Source organism: Streptomyces sp. NPDC003042, assembly GCF_053591315.1.
In genome coordinates this window covers 12,331-28,010 of the sequence record NZ_JBSFTP010000070.1, presented here as the reverse complement: position 1 = coordinate 28,010, position 15,680 = coordinate 12,331, and the positions used below count along the sequence as shown (strand labels likewise).

Genomic DNA, 15,680 nt, shown 5'->3' with positions numbered 1-15,680 from the left:
GGCCGGGTCAGCGGGCCTGCGGGCTGGAGGGTGCGGCGCCGCGGCGGGAGCGGGCCAGGGCCAGTCCGCCGAGAACCGTGCTGATCACCCCCACCACCAGGGCCACGAAGGCCCCGCCCAGCCCGTTGCCGGTGCCCAGGCCACCGTCGGAGGTGGCCACGACCAGCCCACCGAGGGCCATGGCGATCAGCCCCGCCGCCAGGGCCACAGTGGCTCCGAGTCGCCCGGATTCAACGCCGAAACGACCAGCTGGGCGGGCCAGAGCCAGCCCACCGATGACCATGCCGATCAGCCCCAGCACGGCGGCCGACGAGGCTCCGATTCGCCCGGCGCTCACGGTGTAGACGCTTGCGGCCACCGGCTGGACCGAGGCGTGCGCGGCCGCCGGCGCGGCGAGCACGACCACCCCGAGCAGGGCGGCTGCGGCCACCGCACGTACCCGTCCGACCGGCGTCAGGGTTCCTGATGCGCTCATGTGTCTCTCCTCATTTCGTCTTTCGTGCGTCTCGTTCCCGAGGTACGGATGTCTCCCGAGGTACGGATGTCTCCTGAGCATGTCGCGGGGCACACCCGCGGTCGTCCCGCGGACGGATGCACTTCGCGCTGCCGCCGACGGAGCACCCGGCTGCTGCGGATGCGGCAGGCGCCGCGAAGGTACTGCGTGCGCGGTAGGCGGCCGCTCGTCCGCGAGCAGGATTCGCCCGCGGCGGCATCCGGCTAGGGTGCGCGCATGAGCACAGGACGGTTCGGTGTCCGGGCCGATGTCAGAGACTGGGCGATCGCCGTCGGCGTGGCGGCGACGCTGCTGGTCACCGGCCTGTCCGGGCAGCACTCCGGCACGGACCTCGACCTGCTCGGCTACGCGCTGCTGGCGGCCGGCGGCCTGGCGCTGGCCGCCCGCCGCCGGGCTCCGGTTCCCGTCCTGGCCGTCACCGGGCTGTGCGCGGTGGGTTACCAGGCGGCCGGTCTCGATGTGCCTGCCGTCGCGTTCCTGTTCGCGGTGTACGCCGCCGTGCGGGAGGGGCACCGCATCGTCACGGTGGTGGCGTCAGTGCTCCTGCTGGCCGCTCTCCCGCTCGCGGCCCTGGCCTCCCTCCGCGACATGGGCGAGGCGTTCGCGCAGGCCAGGGGCGCGCTCGAGATTGCCTGGCTGGTCGCCGCCGGCGCCGCGGGGGAAGCGCTGCGGCAGGCCGAGCGGCGGGCGGACGAAGCCGAGCGCACCCGGGAGGAGACCGCGCGGCGCCGCGCGGACGAGGAGCGGCTGCACATCGCGCGGGAGCTGCACGATTCGCTCACCCACCAGATCTCGGTCATCAAGGTGCAGTCCGAAGCCGCCGTGCACGTGGCGCGCAAGCGGGGCGAAGAGGTACCGGAGGCCCTGCTGGCGATCCGGGAGGCCGGCCGCGAGGCGTCCCGGGAACTGCGGGCGACGCTGGAGGCGCTGCGCGACGACGCCACGACCCCGCCGTACGGGCTCGACGACGTCAAGGACCTGGTGGAGCGCGCCCGTACGGCCGGCCTGGACGCGACGCTGACGGTCGAGGGGCAACAACGCGACGTGCCGGCGGCGGTGGGCCGGACCGCCTACCGGATCGTTCAGGAGTCGCTCACCAACGTCGCCCGGCACGCCGACGCCGCCGCGGCGTCGGTCCGGATCGACTACCGTCCGGACGCCCTCGCCGTACGCGTCGACGACGACGGCAAGGCCGCCGCGGACGCCGCCCCGGTGCCCGGCGTCGGGCTCCTCGGGATGCGCGAACGCGTCACCGCCCTCGGCGGCCGATTGCGCGCGCAGCCGCGCGCCGGGGGCGGCTTCACCGTTCAGGCCGAACTCCCCGTGGAGCGGACGCCGTGATCCGTGTCCTGCTGGTGGACGACCAGCCGCTCCTGCGCAGCGGATTCCGCGCGTTCCTCGACATGGAGGACGACATCGAGGTGGTGGCCGAGGCCTCCGACGGGCAGGAGGGCGTGGCGCTCGCCAGGCAGCACCTGCCCGACGTCGCGCTCATCGACATCCGGATGCCGGTCGTCGACGGCATCGAGGCGACCCGGCGCATCGCCGCGGACCCGGCCCTGGCCCAGGTGCACGTCGTCATCCTGACCAACTACGGCTTCGACGAATACGTCTTCGACGCGCTGCGGGCCGGCGCCGCCGGATTCCTCGTCAAAGACATCGAGCCGGAGGACTTCCTGCACGCTGTGCGGGTCGCCGCGCGCGGCGACGCCCTGCTCGCACCGTCGATCACGCGCAAGCTGATCAACCGGTACGTCACCCAGCCGCTCCACACAGCCGCCGCCAGGGGGCTCGAGGAGCTGACCAACCGCGAACGCGAGGCCGTCGCCCTGGTCGCGCAGGGCCTGACCAACGGCGAGATCGCCGACCACATGGTGATCAGCCCGTTGACCGCGAAAACCCACATCAACCGGGCCATGACCAAGCTCCGGGCCCGCGACCGCGCCCAACTCGTGATCCTGGCCTACGAATCGGGCCTGGTGGCGCCGCGCAACCGCTGACGTGCTCACCCGTCGGCAGCCGTACAGTCCGCGATGCCGTCGCGCACAGCGGCGTCACCAGGAGTGGGGCCCGCGAGGGCCGACTCATGGGAAGAAGCCCTGGTTTCGCCCCCTGCCTCCGAGGGGGACTGCCAGGATGGAGCAGAGCCGCACGATTTCGTTCGGGAGGACGAGTTGACCACTCCGGAGGCCAAGGGGCCCAAGGTCCCGCCGTCGTACCCGCCGAAGACGCCGCCGCCGCAGAAGAAGCCGGTGCAAGCCCCCCGGCCCCAGCCGCCCACGAGGCAGACCGCCCAGCCGAGCCTGCCCCGCCCGCGTATGCGGATCAGGAACCGGCAGACCGCGGCCCTGACCTTCCGAGCGGACGAGTGGGCAGCGCAGAAGGCCGCGGGCCAGGCCCTGGAGACGGTCCGAGGCTGGGGCCACCCGGGACTGGACGAGCAGGATCTGGAGGCTGCCGTGCGGTTCCTGGTCGAGGCAGCCGTGCGGGACGGCGGTCGCCGCGTCAGCCTGCACCTCGGTGACCAGGCGGACAAGATCCTCGTGGTCGCGCTCAGCCACCAGGCCGGGTCCGTGCCCGAGGGCGATGTCTTCGCCGAGCTCCAGGCGCTGGCGACGGTGGACAGCTGCGGCGACGACCTCGCCGACGACGGCCGTCGCGTGTGGGCCGTCCTGGATGCCGCGCCCGGCCGCCGCCTCAGGGGGCCCGCGGCTTAGCACCACGGCTTTGCGCAAGCGATCCGTGCACTCGGCCCGGCCGACCACGACTACATCGACGTCTTCACGCTGGTCACGCATGACGCCTCACACAGGTCACCGGAGCTGTGGGCCCGCGCGGCGTTCGAAGACGTCGCGGGCAACAGGCGTCGTTGGCCACCATCGTCCGCTACGACCGGCCGATCGCGGCACGCATCTGGTCGCCGCTGTCCGCCGTGCACCGCCGATTGGCACCCGACCTGCTGCGCGACGCCCACAGGGTTCAGCAGCCGGGGCCGCGCCGGTGATGCCGGGGATCGCGTGTATCGCGGGCGTATCGGAAATCGCATACGCCACCGCAACGGCCCTCCGTCTCCCATGGGGGCATGAGCCACAACGCATCCGTGTCAGCACCGCCCCGCCGCACGCGCGGGATCGTGCTCCTCAGCCTGGCGATCCTCGGCCTGGCAGGCGCCCTGTTCGCCGTGCGGGGGCCGCTCATGATGTCCGCTCCGAGGTGCATGGCCGGGCGGTGGCACGGCTGCTTCGACACGTTCAACGGTGTGGTGCTCATGACGTTGGTCGCGCTGCCGTTGGCCGCGCTGGTGGTGTGGGTTCTGGCGCGCCGTCGGCGAGCCGCAGGCGTCACATCGGCGTGGCGGATGTCGTTGGCCGAGGTGGGCATGGTCCACGGGACGGTGCCGTTCCTGTGGATGACCATGATGCCGGGCGCCGGGGCCGGCATCGTCCCCGCCCGGGTGAGCCTGGTACCGCTGCGAGACCTGATCACGATGGGGCCGCTCGGGATCGTCGGCAACCTGCTGGTCTTCGCGGCGCTGGGGTTCTTCGCCCCGATGCGGTTCGCAGCGCTGGCGTCCGTGCCGCGGATCCTGGCGCTCGGGGCGGGCTGCTCGGTCCTGGTCGAAACCGCACAGTACGTCCTGCGGCTGGACCGGGTGTCCTCCGTGGACGACGTACTGGTCAACGCCGCCGGCGCCGTGCTGGCCGGCCTGGCGTCGCGCCGCTGGTGGCGCACAACGGCGGAAGCGCCGTCGGACCAGCCTCGCCCCGCGCCGGCACCGGAACCGGCACCGGCACCGGCAGGCGAGTCGCGTGGCCTGTGTGCTCACGTTTTCGCGTACGTCGGCGATATGTCGTGCTGCCTAAGCTTCGGACATGCGCGTACTGATCGTGGAGGACGAGCCCTACCTGGCCGAAGCCGTCCGTGACGGTCTGCGGCTGGAGGCGATCGCCGCCGACATCGCCGGCGACGGCGACTCCGCCCTGGAACTGCTCAGCGTCCACTCCTACGACCTCGCGGTCCTCGACCGCGACATCCCCGGCCCCTCCGGCGACGAGGTCGCCCGACGCATCGTCGCCTCCGGCAGCGGCATCCCGATCCTCATGCTCACCGCTGCCGACCGGATCGACGACAAGGCTTCCGGGTTCGGGCTCGGCGCCGACGACTACCTCACCAAACCGTTCGAGCTGCGGGAGCTCGTCCTGCGGCTGAGGGCGCTCGACCGCAGACGCGCGTACGCCCGGCCCCCGGTACGCGAGATCGCGGGCCTGCGGCTCGACCCCTTCCGCCGGGAGGTCTTCCGCGACGGACGCTACGTCGCGCTCACCCGCAAACAGTTCGCCGTGCTGGAAGTCCTCGTCGCCGCCGAGGGCGGGGTCGTCAGCGCCGAAGAGCTGCTGGAACGGGCCTGGGACGAGAACGCCGACCCCTTCACCAACGCCGTGCGCATCACGGTCTCCGCACTGCGCAAACGGCTCGGCGAACCATGGATCATCGCCACGGTGCCCGGCGTCGGCTACCGCATCGACACCGGCCCCGACGCCACCCGCCCCGGCAGTACGCATGCATAGACGCCCAGGGCTCAGCGTCCGACTGAAACTCACCCTCAGCTATGCCGGGTTCCTCGCCGTCGCCGGCGCTCTGCTGCTGACCGTGGTGTGGGTCTTCCTGCTGCGCTACGTACCCGACACCCCCAAGGGCCTGCTCGGGATCTCGCCCAACCGCTACCTCCTTGTGCGCACCTTCGCCCCCGCCGCGGCCGTGGCGATGGTCTTCCTGCTCGTGTTCGGCCTCGTCGGGGGATGGATCCTCGCCGGGCGGATGCTCGCACCGCTCACACAGATCACGGCCGCGGCACGGATGGCCGGGAACGGATCGCTGTCCCACCGGATCCGCATGGAAGGCCGCCAGGACGAATTCCGTGAACTCGGCGACGCGTTCGACACCATGCTCGAACAGCTCGAGTCGCACGTCGCCGAACAGCGGAGGTTCGCCGCGAACGCCTCCCACGAACTGCGCACCCCGCTGGCCATCTCGCAGACGCTGCTCGACGTCGCCCGCAGGGACCCGACGCGGGACCAGGACGAACTCTTCGAACGCCTGCGGGCTGTCAATACGCGCGCGATCGACCTCACCGAGGCCCTCCTGCTGCTCAGCCGCAGCGACCGCGGGAACTTCACCCGCGAGAGCGTCGACCTCTCCCTCGTCGCCGAAGAGGCCGCCGAAACCCTGCTCCCCCTCGCCGAACAGCGCGGGATCACGCTCGACGTCACCGGCGGGGCGACACGGACCAGCGGCTCCGCGGAGCTCCTGCTGCGGATGGTGACGAACCTCGTCCAGAACGCCATCGTCCACAACCTCCCCGCCGGCGGCACCGTGACGGTCCACACCGAAGCGCAGGGCGACGCGAGCGTGGTGCGGGTCGAGAACACGGGTCATCCGCTCCCACCGGAACTGGTGCCGACCCTCACCGAACCCTTCCAGCGCGGAACGGAACGCGTACGCACCGACGAGCACGTCGGCGCCGGCCTCGGCCTGGCCATCGTGCACAGCATCGTCCGCGCCCACGACGGGACCCTCGACATCGTCCCCCGCCCCGCCGGCGGTCTCCTCGTCACGGTCCGGCTTCCCGGCACGCCGTAGGCATCGTCCCCGAGGGGGGCCTACTGGATCGTTGACGGGACATGGTTGGCCTTTAAGCTCGCGCCATGGCTAACGATCCCGGTTTCACATGCTCTTGCTGCGGCGACCACCACGCAGAGCTCCCCATGGGCTACTCGACCACGGCTCCCGACGTCTGGGATCCCAGCTTCGAGAAAGATCCGGGCAGCATGCTGTCGGCCGACCAGTGCATCATCCGGGGTCAGCACTTCTTCATCAGAGGTCTGATCGAGATACCCGTGATCGGCAGCGAGGACGTCTTCTCGTGGGGTGTCTGGATCTCGCTGAGCAGGGACAATTTCGACCGCGCCCTTGAGGTGTGGAACACGGAGGGCCGCGAGGCAGAGAAGCCGTACTTCGGTTGGCTCAGCACCGAGCTCGCGCTCTACTCCCTCAGCACCACCGACCTGAAGACGAACGCCCACACTCGACCGGTCGGCAAGCGTCCCTTCATCCAACTGGAGCCCACCGACCACCCGCTCGCCGTCGAGCAGCGCACCGGGATCACGCAGAACCGCCTGCGTGAGATTGCCATGGCCGTGCTGCATCCGGCCTGACACCGGCGCCGGCCAGTCCGACGGTAGACGCTCTCGACTTTTGTCCGTGGACAAAAGTCGGGCTCCACCGTCGGCAGAGCGGTGGAGCCCTTGGCACCGGTCAGGGCAGCTGGCGCCGCTGGTTGTTCTCGATCAGGAGCATCGTCAGCTCAGCCCGGTGTTTGGCCGACATGTTCGTCCAGATCGCGTCGTACACCGCCTTCGGGTCCTGCCAAGGGATCGGGGCCGCGTCCGTTCCCCTTCCCTGGGACGGGATGACGCCCTCGGGCTCGTGCTCCTGAATCGGCTCGCCGACCGCGGCAGGCGTCTCCACAGCCGCCGCCGGCCGGCTCTGCGGCTCCCGACTTTTGTCCGCGGACAAAAGTCGGGCCGGCTGCGGATCCCGTTCCGCACGATCCGGGACTCCCCAGGCGGGATCCGCCCCGTCCTGCTCGCGTACCGGGACGGGCTCCCCCGCGCCGCGCAGCACCTCCCGCTGCGCCGCCTTGACCTGGGCTTCCTGCTCCTTGGTCTCCTTCAGGAAGGCGAGCAGTTCGGCGGCGCCCGCTCCGGGCTTGTCCTTCGCCGTGCGCGCGAGGAGGCGGCCGTCCCGTTCGGGCAGCTCGCCGGAGCTGAGCAGGTTCTGGATTTCCTCGGGCAGCTCCAGCAGCACCAGCTGGTTGGTGACCCATGAGGGGGAGCGGCCCAGGCGTTCGGCGGCTCGGGACTTGGCCCCGTGCTCCCGGCCTTCGTCCGCGCAGGTGTCGACCAGCTGCCGCACACCGCGGGCGCGCTCGATCACGTCGAAGTCCTCGCGTTCGAGGTTCTCGGCGAGGAGGTGGTCGATGAAGTCCGCACGGGAGGCGGCCAGGTCGTCGCGTACGACGAAGTCCAGCGACTCCAGCCCCACGTGCAGCGCGCTGCGAAAGCGCCGCTCGCCGTTGATGAGGACGTACGAGGCCGCCCCGATCCGCTGCTCGTGGTCGGGCCACAGGGAGAGGTACGCGCCGCGGCTGACCACGACGCAGGCCGAGAGCTGCGCCTGTCGCAGCTCCTCGCCGAAGCGGGTCTTCTCCTCGTCGGTGCCGAAGTTCCGGCGCGGGTTGAGGGGCGTCGCGGACACCTGGTCGAGGGGGGCCCGGAAGAGTTCGTACGCCGGCACGTCGCCCTGGGCGATGGCCTTGGCCCACCCGCGTTCGCTCCGCCCGCCGCTGCGGCGGGCGTTGTTGAAGGCGGCGCCGGTGCCGAGGAGGTCGCTCTTGCTCATGCCGCGATCCTCCGGGCGATCTCGCGCATCGCTTGCGACTGCTCGCAGTCCGGTGCGTAGTGCAGCAGGGGCAACTTGACGCGTACGGCCTCCCGCTGCTCCTTGAGGTCGGCGATGACGGTGATGACGGGCGGGTCGCCGAACTCCTTCCAGCTGTTGAGGGAGGAGGTGACGACGTAGCCCTTGCGGCTGTCGTAGAGGTTGACGACGAAGCCGAGCTGGGCGATCTCGATGTCGAGGTCGTCGATGAGGTCTTCGAGCTGCTCGCTGAGCATGTCGTAGGCGTCTGCGGAGGTGTCCTCGGCCTGGACGGGGACGACGATGCCGGAGGTCTTGGCCTCTTCGCCATCGCGGGTTCGTGCGTAGTAGAGCGCGGTGTCCATGGTGTAGCCGAGGCTGGGAGGGCAGTCGACGACGATGTAGTCGAACTCCTTCTCCAGTTCCTCCAGGGCCTTCTCCAGGGCGGTTTCCTTCGTCCGGACGTGGCGGGTGGTGGCCAGCCGGGCGTCGAGGAGGAAGGCGTCCTTGCAGGACGGCAGGAGGAAGAGACGGCCGGCGAACACACCGTGCTCGATGGGTACGAGCAGCTCCCGGACCTGGCCCTCGATCTCCCCCAGCATGTGCTTGGCGAGGCTGGGTTCCTTGATGCCCAGCATCCCGGCGCCCAGGTGCCGGGTCAGGTGGCCCTGGGGGTCGAAGTCGATGATGCAGACGCGGGCGCCGGTCTCGGCGAGGGCCTGGGAGAGCCCGTTGCTGATGGCGCTCTTGCCCACGCCGCCCTTCTGGTTGCAGACCACGATCCGGCGGGCGCCCTCATGGGCCGGCCGTCGCCGCCCCGTGGGGGAGGGGTGCGTGTCGAGCCACAGCCGGATGGACTGGGCGACGCCTTGGTTGTACGGGACCTCCCGCGCCCGGCAGTCCTCCTTGAACTCCCCGTAGAGGCCGGTGGGGAGGTGGGTGGAGAAGGAGGAGGCGCCGGAGGTGTCCACGGGAGCGGCCGCGGAGGCATCGGCACGCCAGGCGTTGACGCCCTCGGTGACGGCGTCCTGGATATCCACACCCAACTGGGCCGCCCGGACCTTGAGTTCCTGCCGCAGGGGCGCAGGCAGCTTGGCGACTACCTTCTCCCTGACTTCCGGATCGCATGGAGCGGTCATGCCGGTACCTTACTAACCTGCCCCGGGCAAGGGCGTAGAGGCACGCCGCACCAGCCCCTGGTTCATGTGAGGCCGTAAGTCCCCGGCCGACCGTGCGGGTAGGGCGGGCCGGCCAACGCCCATACCTCGAACCGGGTTCTTGTCCCTCGTCGACTGCCGACCGTGAATCCCAGGGGCCAGCCCCTGGACCCCGCCAGCGCCCAGGCCGCGCTGGACCGGCCGTGGCATGGGGGGCTACTCGCCCCCCAGACCCCCTCGCCAGGCGCTCGGGCGCCCTGGACCCGCTCCCCCTCACGCCCTGCACCGGCTCCCTGACGGTCGCCGGTGCACCCCTCGGGCGCGGGGCGCCCTCACTGGGCATGAGGGCCGGAGACGGGGTGGCTGACGCGGCACGTGGCTGATGAGGGAGTGGGAAGGCCTCGACACAGGAGCGGGTCGGAGGGGGTGACTGACCTGTGGTTGCTGTCAGTTGGGGCGGAGGGGGAGTGGTAGCGGGACGGTCCGTTGCCGCGGTGGGACGTACAGGCTTGTGTGGGTCGGGCTCACCGCAGGTGCGCGAAGGCTGGGGCCGGTGGGGCACGTTGCTCTTTTATTAAGAGGGCGCCGCGTCGGCAGCCTTCTGACCTGCAGGTTTGTCCGTCGGTATGTGTCCCCCAGGACACATTTGGCTCTTCGAAATGTGTATCTGGAGAGCACATTTCGCCGAAAAGTCAAGCAGTCGTTGATTTTCTGGAAGCACCGTCAGGCCTCGGATCGATGCAGGTCAGGGCGTCGGGCATCGACGCGCGAGGTCGGTCCGCACCCAGCGGGTCACACCGAAATGTGCTGCTATCACGACACACCAAAATCAAGCAGGGGTGGACTTTTGGGGTCTCGGGGCCAAATAAGTTCACGTGTCGTGTAGTTTTGACGCGCCTCCCGGGAGGGGTGCCCATCGGGGACGTCGCCCGGCGCGCCGACGGACCAAAAGACAAGCACACGTTGATTTTTGGATAGCCTCGGACCGCCTGAGTAACAAGGAGGTCTTGTGACATCTGATCCGCCCGCCCGTCGTCGACAGGGCGGGCCCCGGCCTGTTCCCGTCCCCTCCGCCGCAGGGGACGAAGCCGAGTACGGAGACATCCTGGCCGTCCTCGGCCAGCAACTCGGGGAGAAGGTGGCACACGCCGCCGACCCCGGCGGCCGACGTCGGCTCAAGGGCGTCCACTTCGAGTACGCGGCGGACCCGAGATCCGTCCACGACATGGCCGGGGATGCCGGCTACAGCCTGGCCAGCAACTGGTTCACCCAGCTCCTCGCGCAGCTGGCCGTCGCGAACAGCATCACCAAGTCCCAGCTCTGCGTCTTCCTCTTCGTGGCCGGCGGGCAGGTGCCGGGCACCGGCATCACCCAGTACACGCAGCAGGAGATCACCGACGGGCTGAACAAGGTCGCCGCGCAGAAGGGCGGCAAGGTGATCACGCGATCCACGGTCAACCGCGCCGTGCAGGCGCTGTGCGGCTACAACTGGGTGGAGAAGGCCGGGAACGGACGGATCCAGATCAACGTACGCCTCTGGTTCCACGGCAACAGCACGGCCCAGCAAGAGGTACTCGCCGAGATCGCCGACCGGCACGATCGCGACACCGAGGCGTTCCCGTACGCGGTGGGCCCGGAAGGCGCCCATCAGGAGGAGCTGGACCTCGGCTTCGCCGTCGAGGAAAACGTTCGCGGAAGGAGGCGCACCGGGTGATAGTGCTGCCAGGCTCCCCTACGGGCACCTGTTCGAGAGGAAGGCTGTCCCATGGCTAACGTCATGTCTCCGATCATCGCGGAGCGCATCTGGGCCCTGCCGTTGTCAGGGTCCGCCGTCAAGTTCCTCCAGTACCTCGTCTCCCGCAGCGACTTCGGGGGAGCACTGCCGGTACGGCAGAAGGACATGGCTGCCGAGTACGGGGTCACGCCCCAGGCCGTCAGCGGACTCATGGCTCCCCTGTGCGACCTGAACATCGTCCTGCGGCCGCGCAGCGAGGAGCGCAACGGCAATTCGTACCGGCTCCACCCGCTCGCGGCGAAGTACGAGAGCCCCGAGAGCATGGAGGCGGCGTTCCGTGCGGCGCTCGCCCGCATCCAGGCGGGCGACCTGCCCAACCTGAAGCTGCCGACGTACCACCAGGCCCCGCCCGCCCCGACGGGCCGCCCGAAACTCCAGGTCGCCTGAGCCGGGTACGGGAGCCGGACAAGACGGAAGGCCCTCCACCGTGGTGGAGGGCCTTCCGCGCCTGAGTAACTTGTGCCCCCACTATATCCGCCGCGCCTCGGATCCGCGCGGTTGGCCTGCACCGCACATGACGCCTGTGTCCCGGACATGGCCGCCGGCCGGGGTGGTCGCCCTTGCGTGGAGACGGCGAAAGACGCCGCTTATATGATGGACCGATGGCGTCGATCAAGCAGTTCCAAATCACCTTCGACTGCGCAGAACCTGAGCGCGTCGCGCGTTTCTGGTGCGAGGTGTTGGGATACGTCGTACCGCCGTCACCGGAGGGGTTTGCTACTTGGGACGACTTCGATCGCGCGCTGCCACCTGAGCGTCAGGGTTCGGCGTTCGCATGCATCGATCCCTCAGGTGTGGGCCCGCGACTGTTCTTCCAGCGCGTTCCCGAGGGCAAGGTCGTCAAGAATCGGCTGCATCTCGACGTGCGGGTCGGCACCGGGCTCGTGGGTGAAGAGCGTCTGGCCGCACTTGAGGCCGAATGCGCACGACTGGTCCCGCTCGGCGCGGTACGCGGGCGACTACTGCTTGCCGATGGAGTCAACGAGTCGTGCCTCGGGATGCAGGACATCGAGGGCAACGAGTTCTGTCTCGACTGAGGTGACGGAACCACTCTGCGGTGTCCCACGAGCAGGGATCGGTACGGGGTGCGCGCCGACCGCGTCAACGACGCCGGACACTGCTGGGCACCCTGCTGCTGATCCGCCGCCCCGCCGACGCCCGGCCACGTCCTCGTGGCTCTTGATCTGCCGCCGGTATCCGGGCTCGTCGGCCAGGCGCAGGACGTGCGGGGTCATGGCGATCCGCCCGTAGCGCGCGATCGCGTCGCCCAGCGGGGTGGGGCGCCCGTCCCGGGACAGCATCCGGATCACGTCGTAGGCGCGGACGGCCCCGTGTGGAGGGAGCCGATGATCCGCAGGATCTCCTCCCAGTGCCGCTCGATCCGGGCGAGGCCGCCCCGGCCGCCGGCCGCGTCCTGGAAGGCGCAGTAGCCGGCGGCGCGGTCGACGTGCCACATCGTCTGGTCCGGCAGGTCCGCGCGCCGGGGTGCGTACGCGGTCGATGAACGCCAGCAGGTGCTTGGCGCTGACCACGCCGGTCCGACGGGGCGCCAGTACCCCACGATCCCGCCTACCGCACCGACACGGCGGCAGCCCTTTTACCAAGATCGGTTTTCGACGTCAAGCCACGTATTCGAGTGGCGTGACGCACGTTCGCTCGCAGGGTTTATTTGAAGCACGTCCTCACCGGGGAATTCCCGGAGAACGTGAGGCCGAAAGAATCGTTCCCGCCTGTTTCGCAGGGCGGTTTTACAAATTCCCTTTACATCGAATGGAGAATTCCCATGTTCGAGCGTTTCCCGACCCGTCGTATCGTCCTGGCCGGAGCTTCCCTGGCGCTGGTGGGTGGCGGTATCGCCCTGCCCGCGACCGCGATGGCCGCACCGGCCGCCGTCCCGCAGCAGGCCGTCGCCCTCCTTCCGGCCGACAGCGCCGACGGCATCGGTACCGGCGGCGACGCGAACGCCGAGAACACCACGGTCGGCGGTACCGCCACCGGCGGCAACGCCGACTCCGGTGTCGGCAGCTGCAAGGGCAAGTGTGTGATCACCACCGGTAACGCCACCGGCGGTAACGCCAGCGCCGACGCCATCAATCAGGGCGATGCCACCGCGGTGGGCGGGGACGGCACGGGCACGGGTGGGACCGTGAACAAGGTCGACAAGAAGGTGATCAAGAAGCAGCTGAAGGAGGAGCTGAAGGCGAAGCTCGGCAAGTGAGGGCTGACAGCCCCGTAGCTGCTCCCGACACGGCGGACGCCGGAGAGGCCCACAGCCTCTCCGGCGTCGGCACGCTGGTCTGCGGACGATGAGCGGAAAGGGGGCACCTGCTCCTTTCCATGATCAATATATCGCGCACCGGGGGGCTTGCGGCAAGACCCGGGTCGTGGCGCAGAATCACCGGCCTGAGCCAGAACCTGCGGAAACGGGAGTCGCTGAATGCGTGTGGTGTTGTCGACGTACGGGTCGCGCGGGAGTGTCGAACCGATAGCGGGGCTCGCGGTGCGGTTGCGGGAACTCGGCGCGGAGGTGCGGGTGTGCGCGCCGCCGGACGAGGAGTTCGCGGAGCGGCTGGGCGAGGTCGGTGTGGAGATGGTGCCGACCGGCCGGCCGGTGCGCCCGTTGGTGACCTCGGTGACGCCGGGGTCGGCGGTGGGCCTGGCGCAGCGTGCGGCCGAGTTGATGGCCGCGCAGTTCGACACGGTCGCCGCGGCGGCCGAGGGATGTGATGCGCTCGTAGCGACCGGCCCCTTGCCGGCCACGGCCGGTGCGCGGTCGGTGGCCGAGAAACTGGGCATCCGCTACGTACACGTGAGCCACCAGCCGGTCAGCCTGCCGTCGCCGTACCGCCGGCCGCCCGCGCGGCGGGGCCGGCCGTTGCCACCGGACGTGACCGACAACCGGGCGCTGTGGGACCTGGACGCCCAGATCGCGCACGCGATGTTCGGCGAGATGCTCAACACCCAGCGGGCGTCGATCGGCCTGCCGCCGGTGGACAGTGTCCGCGACTACGCCTTCACCGACCAGCCGTGGCTGGCCACGGACCCGGTCCTGGCCCCGTGGGAGCCGACGGACCTCGCGGTCGTGCAGACCGGCGCGTGGATCCTGACCGACGAACGCCCGCTTCCCGCCGGGTTGGTGGCGTTCCTGGACGCCGGCACAGCACCGGTGTACGTGGGTTTCGGCAGCACGCCCGTGAGTGCCCCGAAGGACGTCGCCCGGGTGGCCATCGAGGCGATCCGCGCGCAGGGCCGCCGTGCGGTCGTCTCCCACGGCTGGGCCGACCTGGCCCTGATCGACGAGCAGGACGACTGCTTCGTCGTCGGCGAGGTCAACCATCAGGCCCTGTTCCGCCGGGCGGCCGCCGTCGTGCACCACGGCGGCGCGGGCACGACGACGACAGCCACCCGGGCCGGGGCGCCTCAGGTGGTGGTGCCCCAGGGCGCGGACCAGCCATATTTCGCCGGCCGGGTGGCCGCCCTGGGCGTCGGCGCGGCACACGACGGTCCGACCCCGACCGTCGAGTCCCTGTCGGCCGCGCTCAAGACGGCCCTGACCCCCGGGACCCACGCGCGAGCAACCGCCGTGGCCGGCACGATCCGCACCGACGGAGCGACGGTGGCCGCGAAACTGCTGCTCGACGCCGTCAGCCGAGCAAGGCCACCTGTGTCCGCGTGAACCAAGCGGGGGAGTTCCGCGGCAGCAGCCCGACGCCGTAGCACCGGCGAGCGACGGCACCGGCGAGCGACAGCACCGGTCGAGTGCGGGAACCAACTCGAACCGGCAGGCCGCCACCGGCGCGAAGAGCGGGTCGCCGGTCGACCGGCCGAGGGGGATCGCGCCGTGCCCTTGGGACGTCGCCGTCGTTGATCCGGTCCGCCGCCTGGTCGCACTCGTACCGATGAACGGACCCTCCCATGCTCTTGACCGCACTGCGCGTCATGGCCGGCACCGCGCTCGCCGCCGGACTCGTCACCGGGCCCGCCGAGCCGGCGCCGCCCGCCGCACCCGCCGCCAAGCCCCCGGAGTGCCTGTACACGCCGAATGCCGGGCAGGCGGCGGGGGAGGTGGGCACGCCGCCGGCCAGGCCCGCCCACAGCGGCACCCCGCGGGTCACGCTCGTCACCGACCGGGGTGACATCGCCTTCGACGCGGACGCCGTCAAGGCGCCCTGCACCGTCAACTCCTTCGCCCACCTCGCCGGCAAGGACTTCTTCGACAAGACCAGGTGCCACCGCCTCACCACCGGGGCCCTGAAGGTTCTGCAGTGCGGCGATCCCACCGCCTCCGGCTCCGGTGGACCGGGCTACCGGTTCTCGGAGGAAAACCTGCCGAAAGCCGCTCCCGGCCGGCAGACCGCCGAGTACGGCAAGGGCACGGTCGCCATGGCCAACGCGGGCCCCGGCACCAACGGAAGCCAGTTCTTCATCGTCTACGGCGACACCGACCTGCCGCCCGCCTACACCGTCTTCGGGCGGATCAGCTCGGGTATGAACCTGCTGGAGGAGATCGCGGCCGGCGGATCCGACAACGCCAACGGCCAAGGCGACGGCGTGCCCAGGAAGACCGTCACCATCCGGGACGTGACCGTCACCGCCGCCGCTCGGTAATCGAATACGGCGCGGGGGTATGAGTGGTTCATGGCGTAAGGCGCTGTTTCATCTGCTCCGTCCGGGGAAACAGCGTTCAGTCCCTTCTGTAAGCGCTCGACGGCAGGCCTGCGCGCAGTGCACCGCG

15 protein-coding genes and 2 pseudogenes are annotated in these 15,680 nt (G+C 70.3%); 13 read left to right on the top strand and 4 right to left on the bottom strand.

The annotated features are described in order from the left end of the window. Nucleotides 1–7: 7 nt before the first annotated feature. On the bottom strand, nt 8–475 hold the full coding sequence (locus ACWDYJ_RS27865; RefSeq protein WP_451568342.1) for a DUF6223 family protein: 468 nt from the start codon (nt 473–475) through the stop codon (nt 8–10). Between the two features lie 255 nt (nt 476–730). On the opposite strand from ACWDYJ_RS27865, the gene ACWDYJ_RS27860 reads away from it, so the two are divergent. From ACWDYJ_RS27860 to ACWDYJ_RS27830, 7 genes and pseudogenes are all read left to right on the top strand, one after another. Further along, entirely contained in the window at nt 731–1,855 is a 1,125-nt protein-coding gene (locus ACWDYJ_RS27860; RefSeq protein WP_451568341.1) for a sensor histidine kinase, read from the top strand. After that, the gene (locus ACWDYJ_RS27855) at nt 1,852–2,514 is read left to right on the top strand and encodes a response regulator (protein ID WP_451568340.1); all 663 of its coding nucleotides are present in this window, start codon (nt 1,852–1,854) and stop codon (nt 2,512–2,514) included. Before ACWDYJ_RS27860 ends, ACWDYJ_RS27855 begins: the two co-directional genes overlap by 4 nt. Before the next feature lie 174 nt (nt 2,515–2,688). Further along, nucleotides 2,689–3,231 carry a hypothetical protein gene (locus ACWDYJ_RS27850; protein ID WP_451568339.1) on the top strand — a complete coding sequence of 181 codons (543 nt, stop codon included), beginning with the start codon at nt 2,689–2,691 and terminating at the stop codon, nt 3,229–3,231. Between the two features lie 365 nt (nt 3,232–3,596). Further along, a pseudogene (locus ACWDYJ_RS27845) lies at nt 3,597–4,292 on the top strand (VanZ family protein); the annotation flags it as partial. 94 nt (nt 4,293–4,386) lie between these two features. Next, a complete protein-coding gene (locus ACWDYJ_RS27840; RefSeq protein ID WP_451568338.1) occupies nt 4,387–5,082 on the top strand; it encodes a response regulator transcription factor in 696 nt (231 codons plus the stop codon). Beyond that, entirely contained in the window at nt 5,075–6,154 is a 1,080-nt protein-coding gene (locus tag ACWDYJ_RS27835) for a sensor histidine kinase (protein WP_451568337.1), read from the top strand. Before ACWDYJ_RS27840 ends, ACWDYJ_RS27835 begins: the two co-directional genes overlap by 8 nt. Before the next feature lie 65 nt (nt 6,155–6,219). Then, the gene (locus ACWDYJ_RS27830) at nt 6,220–6,729 is read left to right on the top strand and encodes a DUF2199 domain-containing protein (protein WP_451568336.1); all 510 of its coding nucleotides are present in this window, start codon (nt 6,220–6,222) and stop codon (nt 6,727–6,729) included. 100 nt (nt 6,730–6,829) lie between these two features. On the opposite strand, the gene ACWDYJ_RS27825 is transcribed toward ACWDYJ_RS27830, so the two are convergent. Next, the gene (locus ACWDYJ_RS27825) at nt 6,830–7,975 is read right to left on the bottom strand and encodes a ParB/RepB/Spo0J family partition protein (protein ID WP_451568335.1); all 1,146 of its coding nucleotides are present in this window, start codon (nt 7,973–7,975) and stop codon (nt 6,830–6,832) included. After that, a complete protein-coding gene (locus ACWDYJ_RS27820; protein WP_451568334.1) occupies nt 7,972–9,132 on the bottom strand; it encodes a ParA family protein in 1,161 nt (386 codons plus the stop codon). Before ACWDYJ_RS27820 ends, ACWDYJ_RS27825 begins: the two co-directional genes overlap by 4 nt. A gap of 1,027 nt (nt 9,133–10,159) precedes the next feature. Between ACWDYJ_RS27820 and ACWDYJ_RS27815 the strand changes: the two genes are divergently transcribed. The 3 genes from ACWDYJ_RS27815 (at nt 10,160) to ACWDYJ_RS27805 (ending at nt 11,982) form a co-directional block, all read left to right on the top strand. Beyond that, nucleotides 10,160–10,864: a hypothetical protein gene (locus ACWDYJ_RS27815; RefSeq protein ID WP_451568333.1), complete on the top strand. Its 705-nt coding sequence runs from the start codon at nt 10,160–10,162 to the stop codon at nt 10,862–10,864. Nucleotides 10,865–10,915: 51 nt separating this feature from the next. Then, complete coding sequence (locus ACWDYJ_RS27810; RefSeq protein WP_451568332.1) at nt 10,916–11,332, top strand: hypothetical protein; 417 nt, start codon at nt 10,916–10,918, stop codon at nt 11,330–11,332. A gap of 215 nt (nt 11,333–11,547) precedes the next feature. After that, nucleotides 11,548–11,982: a VOC family protein gene (locus tag ACWDYJ_RS27805; RefSeq protein ID WP_451568331.1), complete on the top strand. Its 435-nt coding sequence runs from the start codon at nt 11,548–11,550 to the stop codon at nt 11,980–11,982. 141 nt (nt 11,983–12,123) lie between these two features. On the opposite strand, the pseudogene ACWDYJ_RS27800 reads toward ACWDYJ_RS27805, so the two are convergent. Further along, nucleotides 12,124–12,440 (bottom strand): annotated as a pseudogene (locus ACWDYJ_RS27800) (Tn3 family transposase); the annotation flags it as partial. A gap of 288 nt (nt 12,441–12,728) precedes the next feature. Between ACWDYJ_RS27800 and ACWDYJ_RS27795 the strand changes: the two are divergent. From ACWDYJ_RS27795 to ACWDYJ_RS27785, 3 genes are all read left to right on the top strand, one after another. Continuing rightward, complete coding sequence (locus ACWDYJ_RS27795; RefSeq protein WP_451568330.1) at nt 12,729–13,163, top strand: hypothetical protein; 435 nt, start codon at nt 12,729–12,731, stop codon at nt 13,161–13,163. A gap of 219 nt (nt 13,164–13,382) precedes the next feature. Next, nucleotides 13,383–14,621: a glycosyltransferase gene (locus ACWDYJ_RS27790; protein WP_451568329.1), complete on the top strand. Its 1,239-nt coding sequence runs from the start codon at nt 13,383–13,385 to the stop codon at nt 14,619–14,621. A 239-nt stretch (nt 14,622–14,860) separates the two neighbouring features. Further along, nucleotides 14,861–15,553, top strand: coding sequence for a peptidylprolyl isomerase (locus ACWDYJ_RS27785; RefSeq protein ID WP_451568328.1), 693 nt, complete (start codon nt 14,861–14,863; stop codon nt 15,551–15,553). The last annotated feature ends 127 nt before the right edge of the window (nt 15,554–15,680 follow it).

Excerpts from the sequence above, each read along its gene's own strand:
- ACWDYJ_RS27865 (WP_451568342.1), bottom strand. The coding sequence starts at position 475 with ATGAGCGCATCAGGAACCCTGACGCCGGTCGGACGGGTACGTGCGGTG.
- ACWDYJ_RS27860 (WP_451568341.1), top strand. The coding sequence starts at position 731 with ATGAGCACAGGACGGTTCGGTGTCCGGGCCGATGTCAGAGACTGGGCG.
- ACWDYJ_RS27840 (WP_451568338.1), top strand. The coding sequence starts at position 4,387 with ATGCGCGTACTGATCGTGGAGGACGAGCCCTACCTGGCCGAAGCCGTC.
- ACWDYJ_RS27835 (WP_451568337.1), top strand. The coding sequence starts at position 5,075 with ATGCATAGACGCCCAGGGCTCAGCGTCCGACTGAAACTCACCCTCAGC.
- ACWDYJ_RS27830 (WP_451568336.1), top strand. The coding sequence starts at position 6,220 with ATGGCTAACGATCCCGGTTTCACATGCTCTTGCTGCGGCGACCACCAC.
- ACWDYJ_RS27825 (WP_451568335.1), bottom strand. The coding sequence starts at position 7,975 with ATGAGCAAGAGCGACCTCCTCGGCACCGGCGCCGCCTTCAACAACGCC.
- ACWDYJ_RS27820 (WP_451568334.1), bottom strand. The coding sequence starts at position 9,132 with ATGACCGCTCCATGCGATCCGGAAGTCAGGGAGAAGGTAGTCGCCAAG.
- ACWDYJ_RS27810 (WP_451568332.1), top strand. The coding sequence starts at position 10,916 with ATGGCTAACGTCATGTCTCCGATCATCGCGGAGCGCATCTGGGCCCTG.
- ACWDYJ_RS27805 (WP_451568331.1), top strand. The coding sequence starts at position 11,548 with ATGGCGTCGATCAAGCAGTTCCAAATCACCTTCGACTGCGCAGAACCT.
- ACWDYJ_RS27795 (WP_451568330.1), top strand. The coding sequence starts at position 12,729 with ATGTTCGAGCGTTTCCCGACCCGTCGTATCGTCCTGGCCGGAGCTTCC.
- ACWDYJ_RS27790 (WP_451568329.1), top strand. The coding sequence starts at position 13,383 with ATGCGTGTGGTGTTGTCGACGTACGGGTCGCGCGGGAGTGTCGAACCG.
- ACWDYJ_RS27785 (WP_451568328.1), top strand. The coding sequence starts at position 14,861 with ATGCTCTTGACCGCACTGCGCGTCATGGCCGGCACCGCGCTCGCCGCC.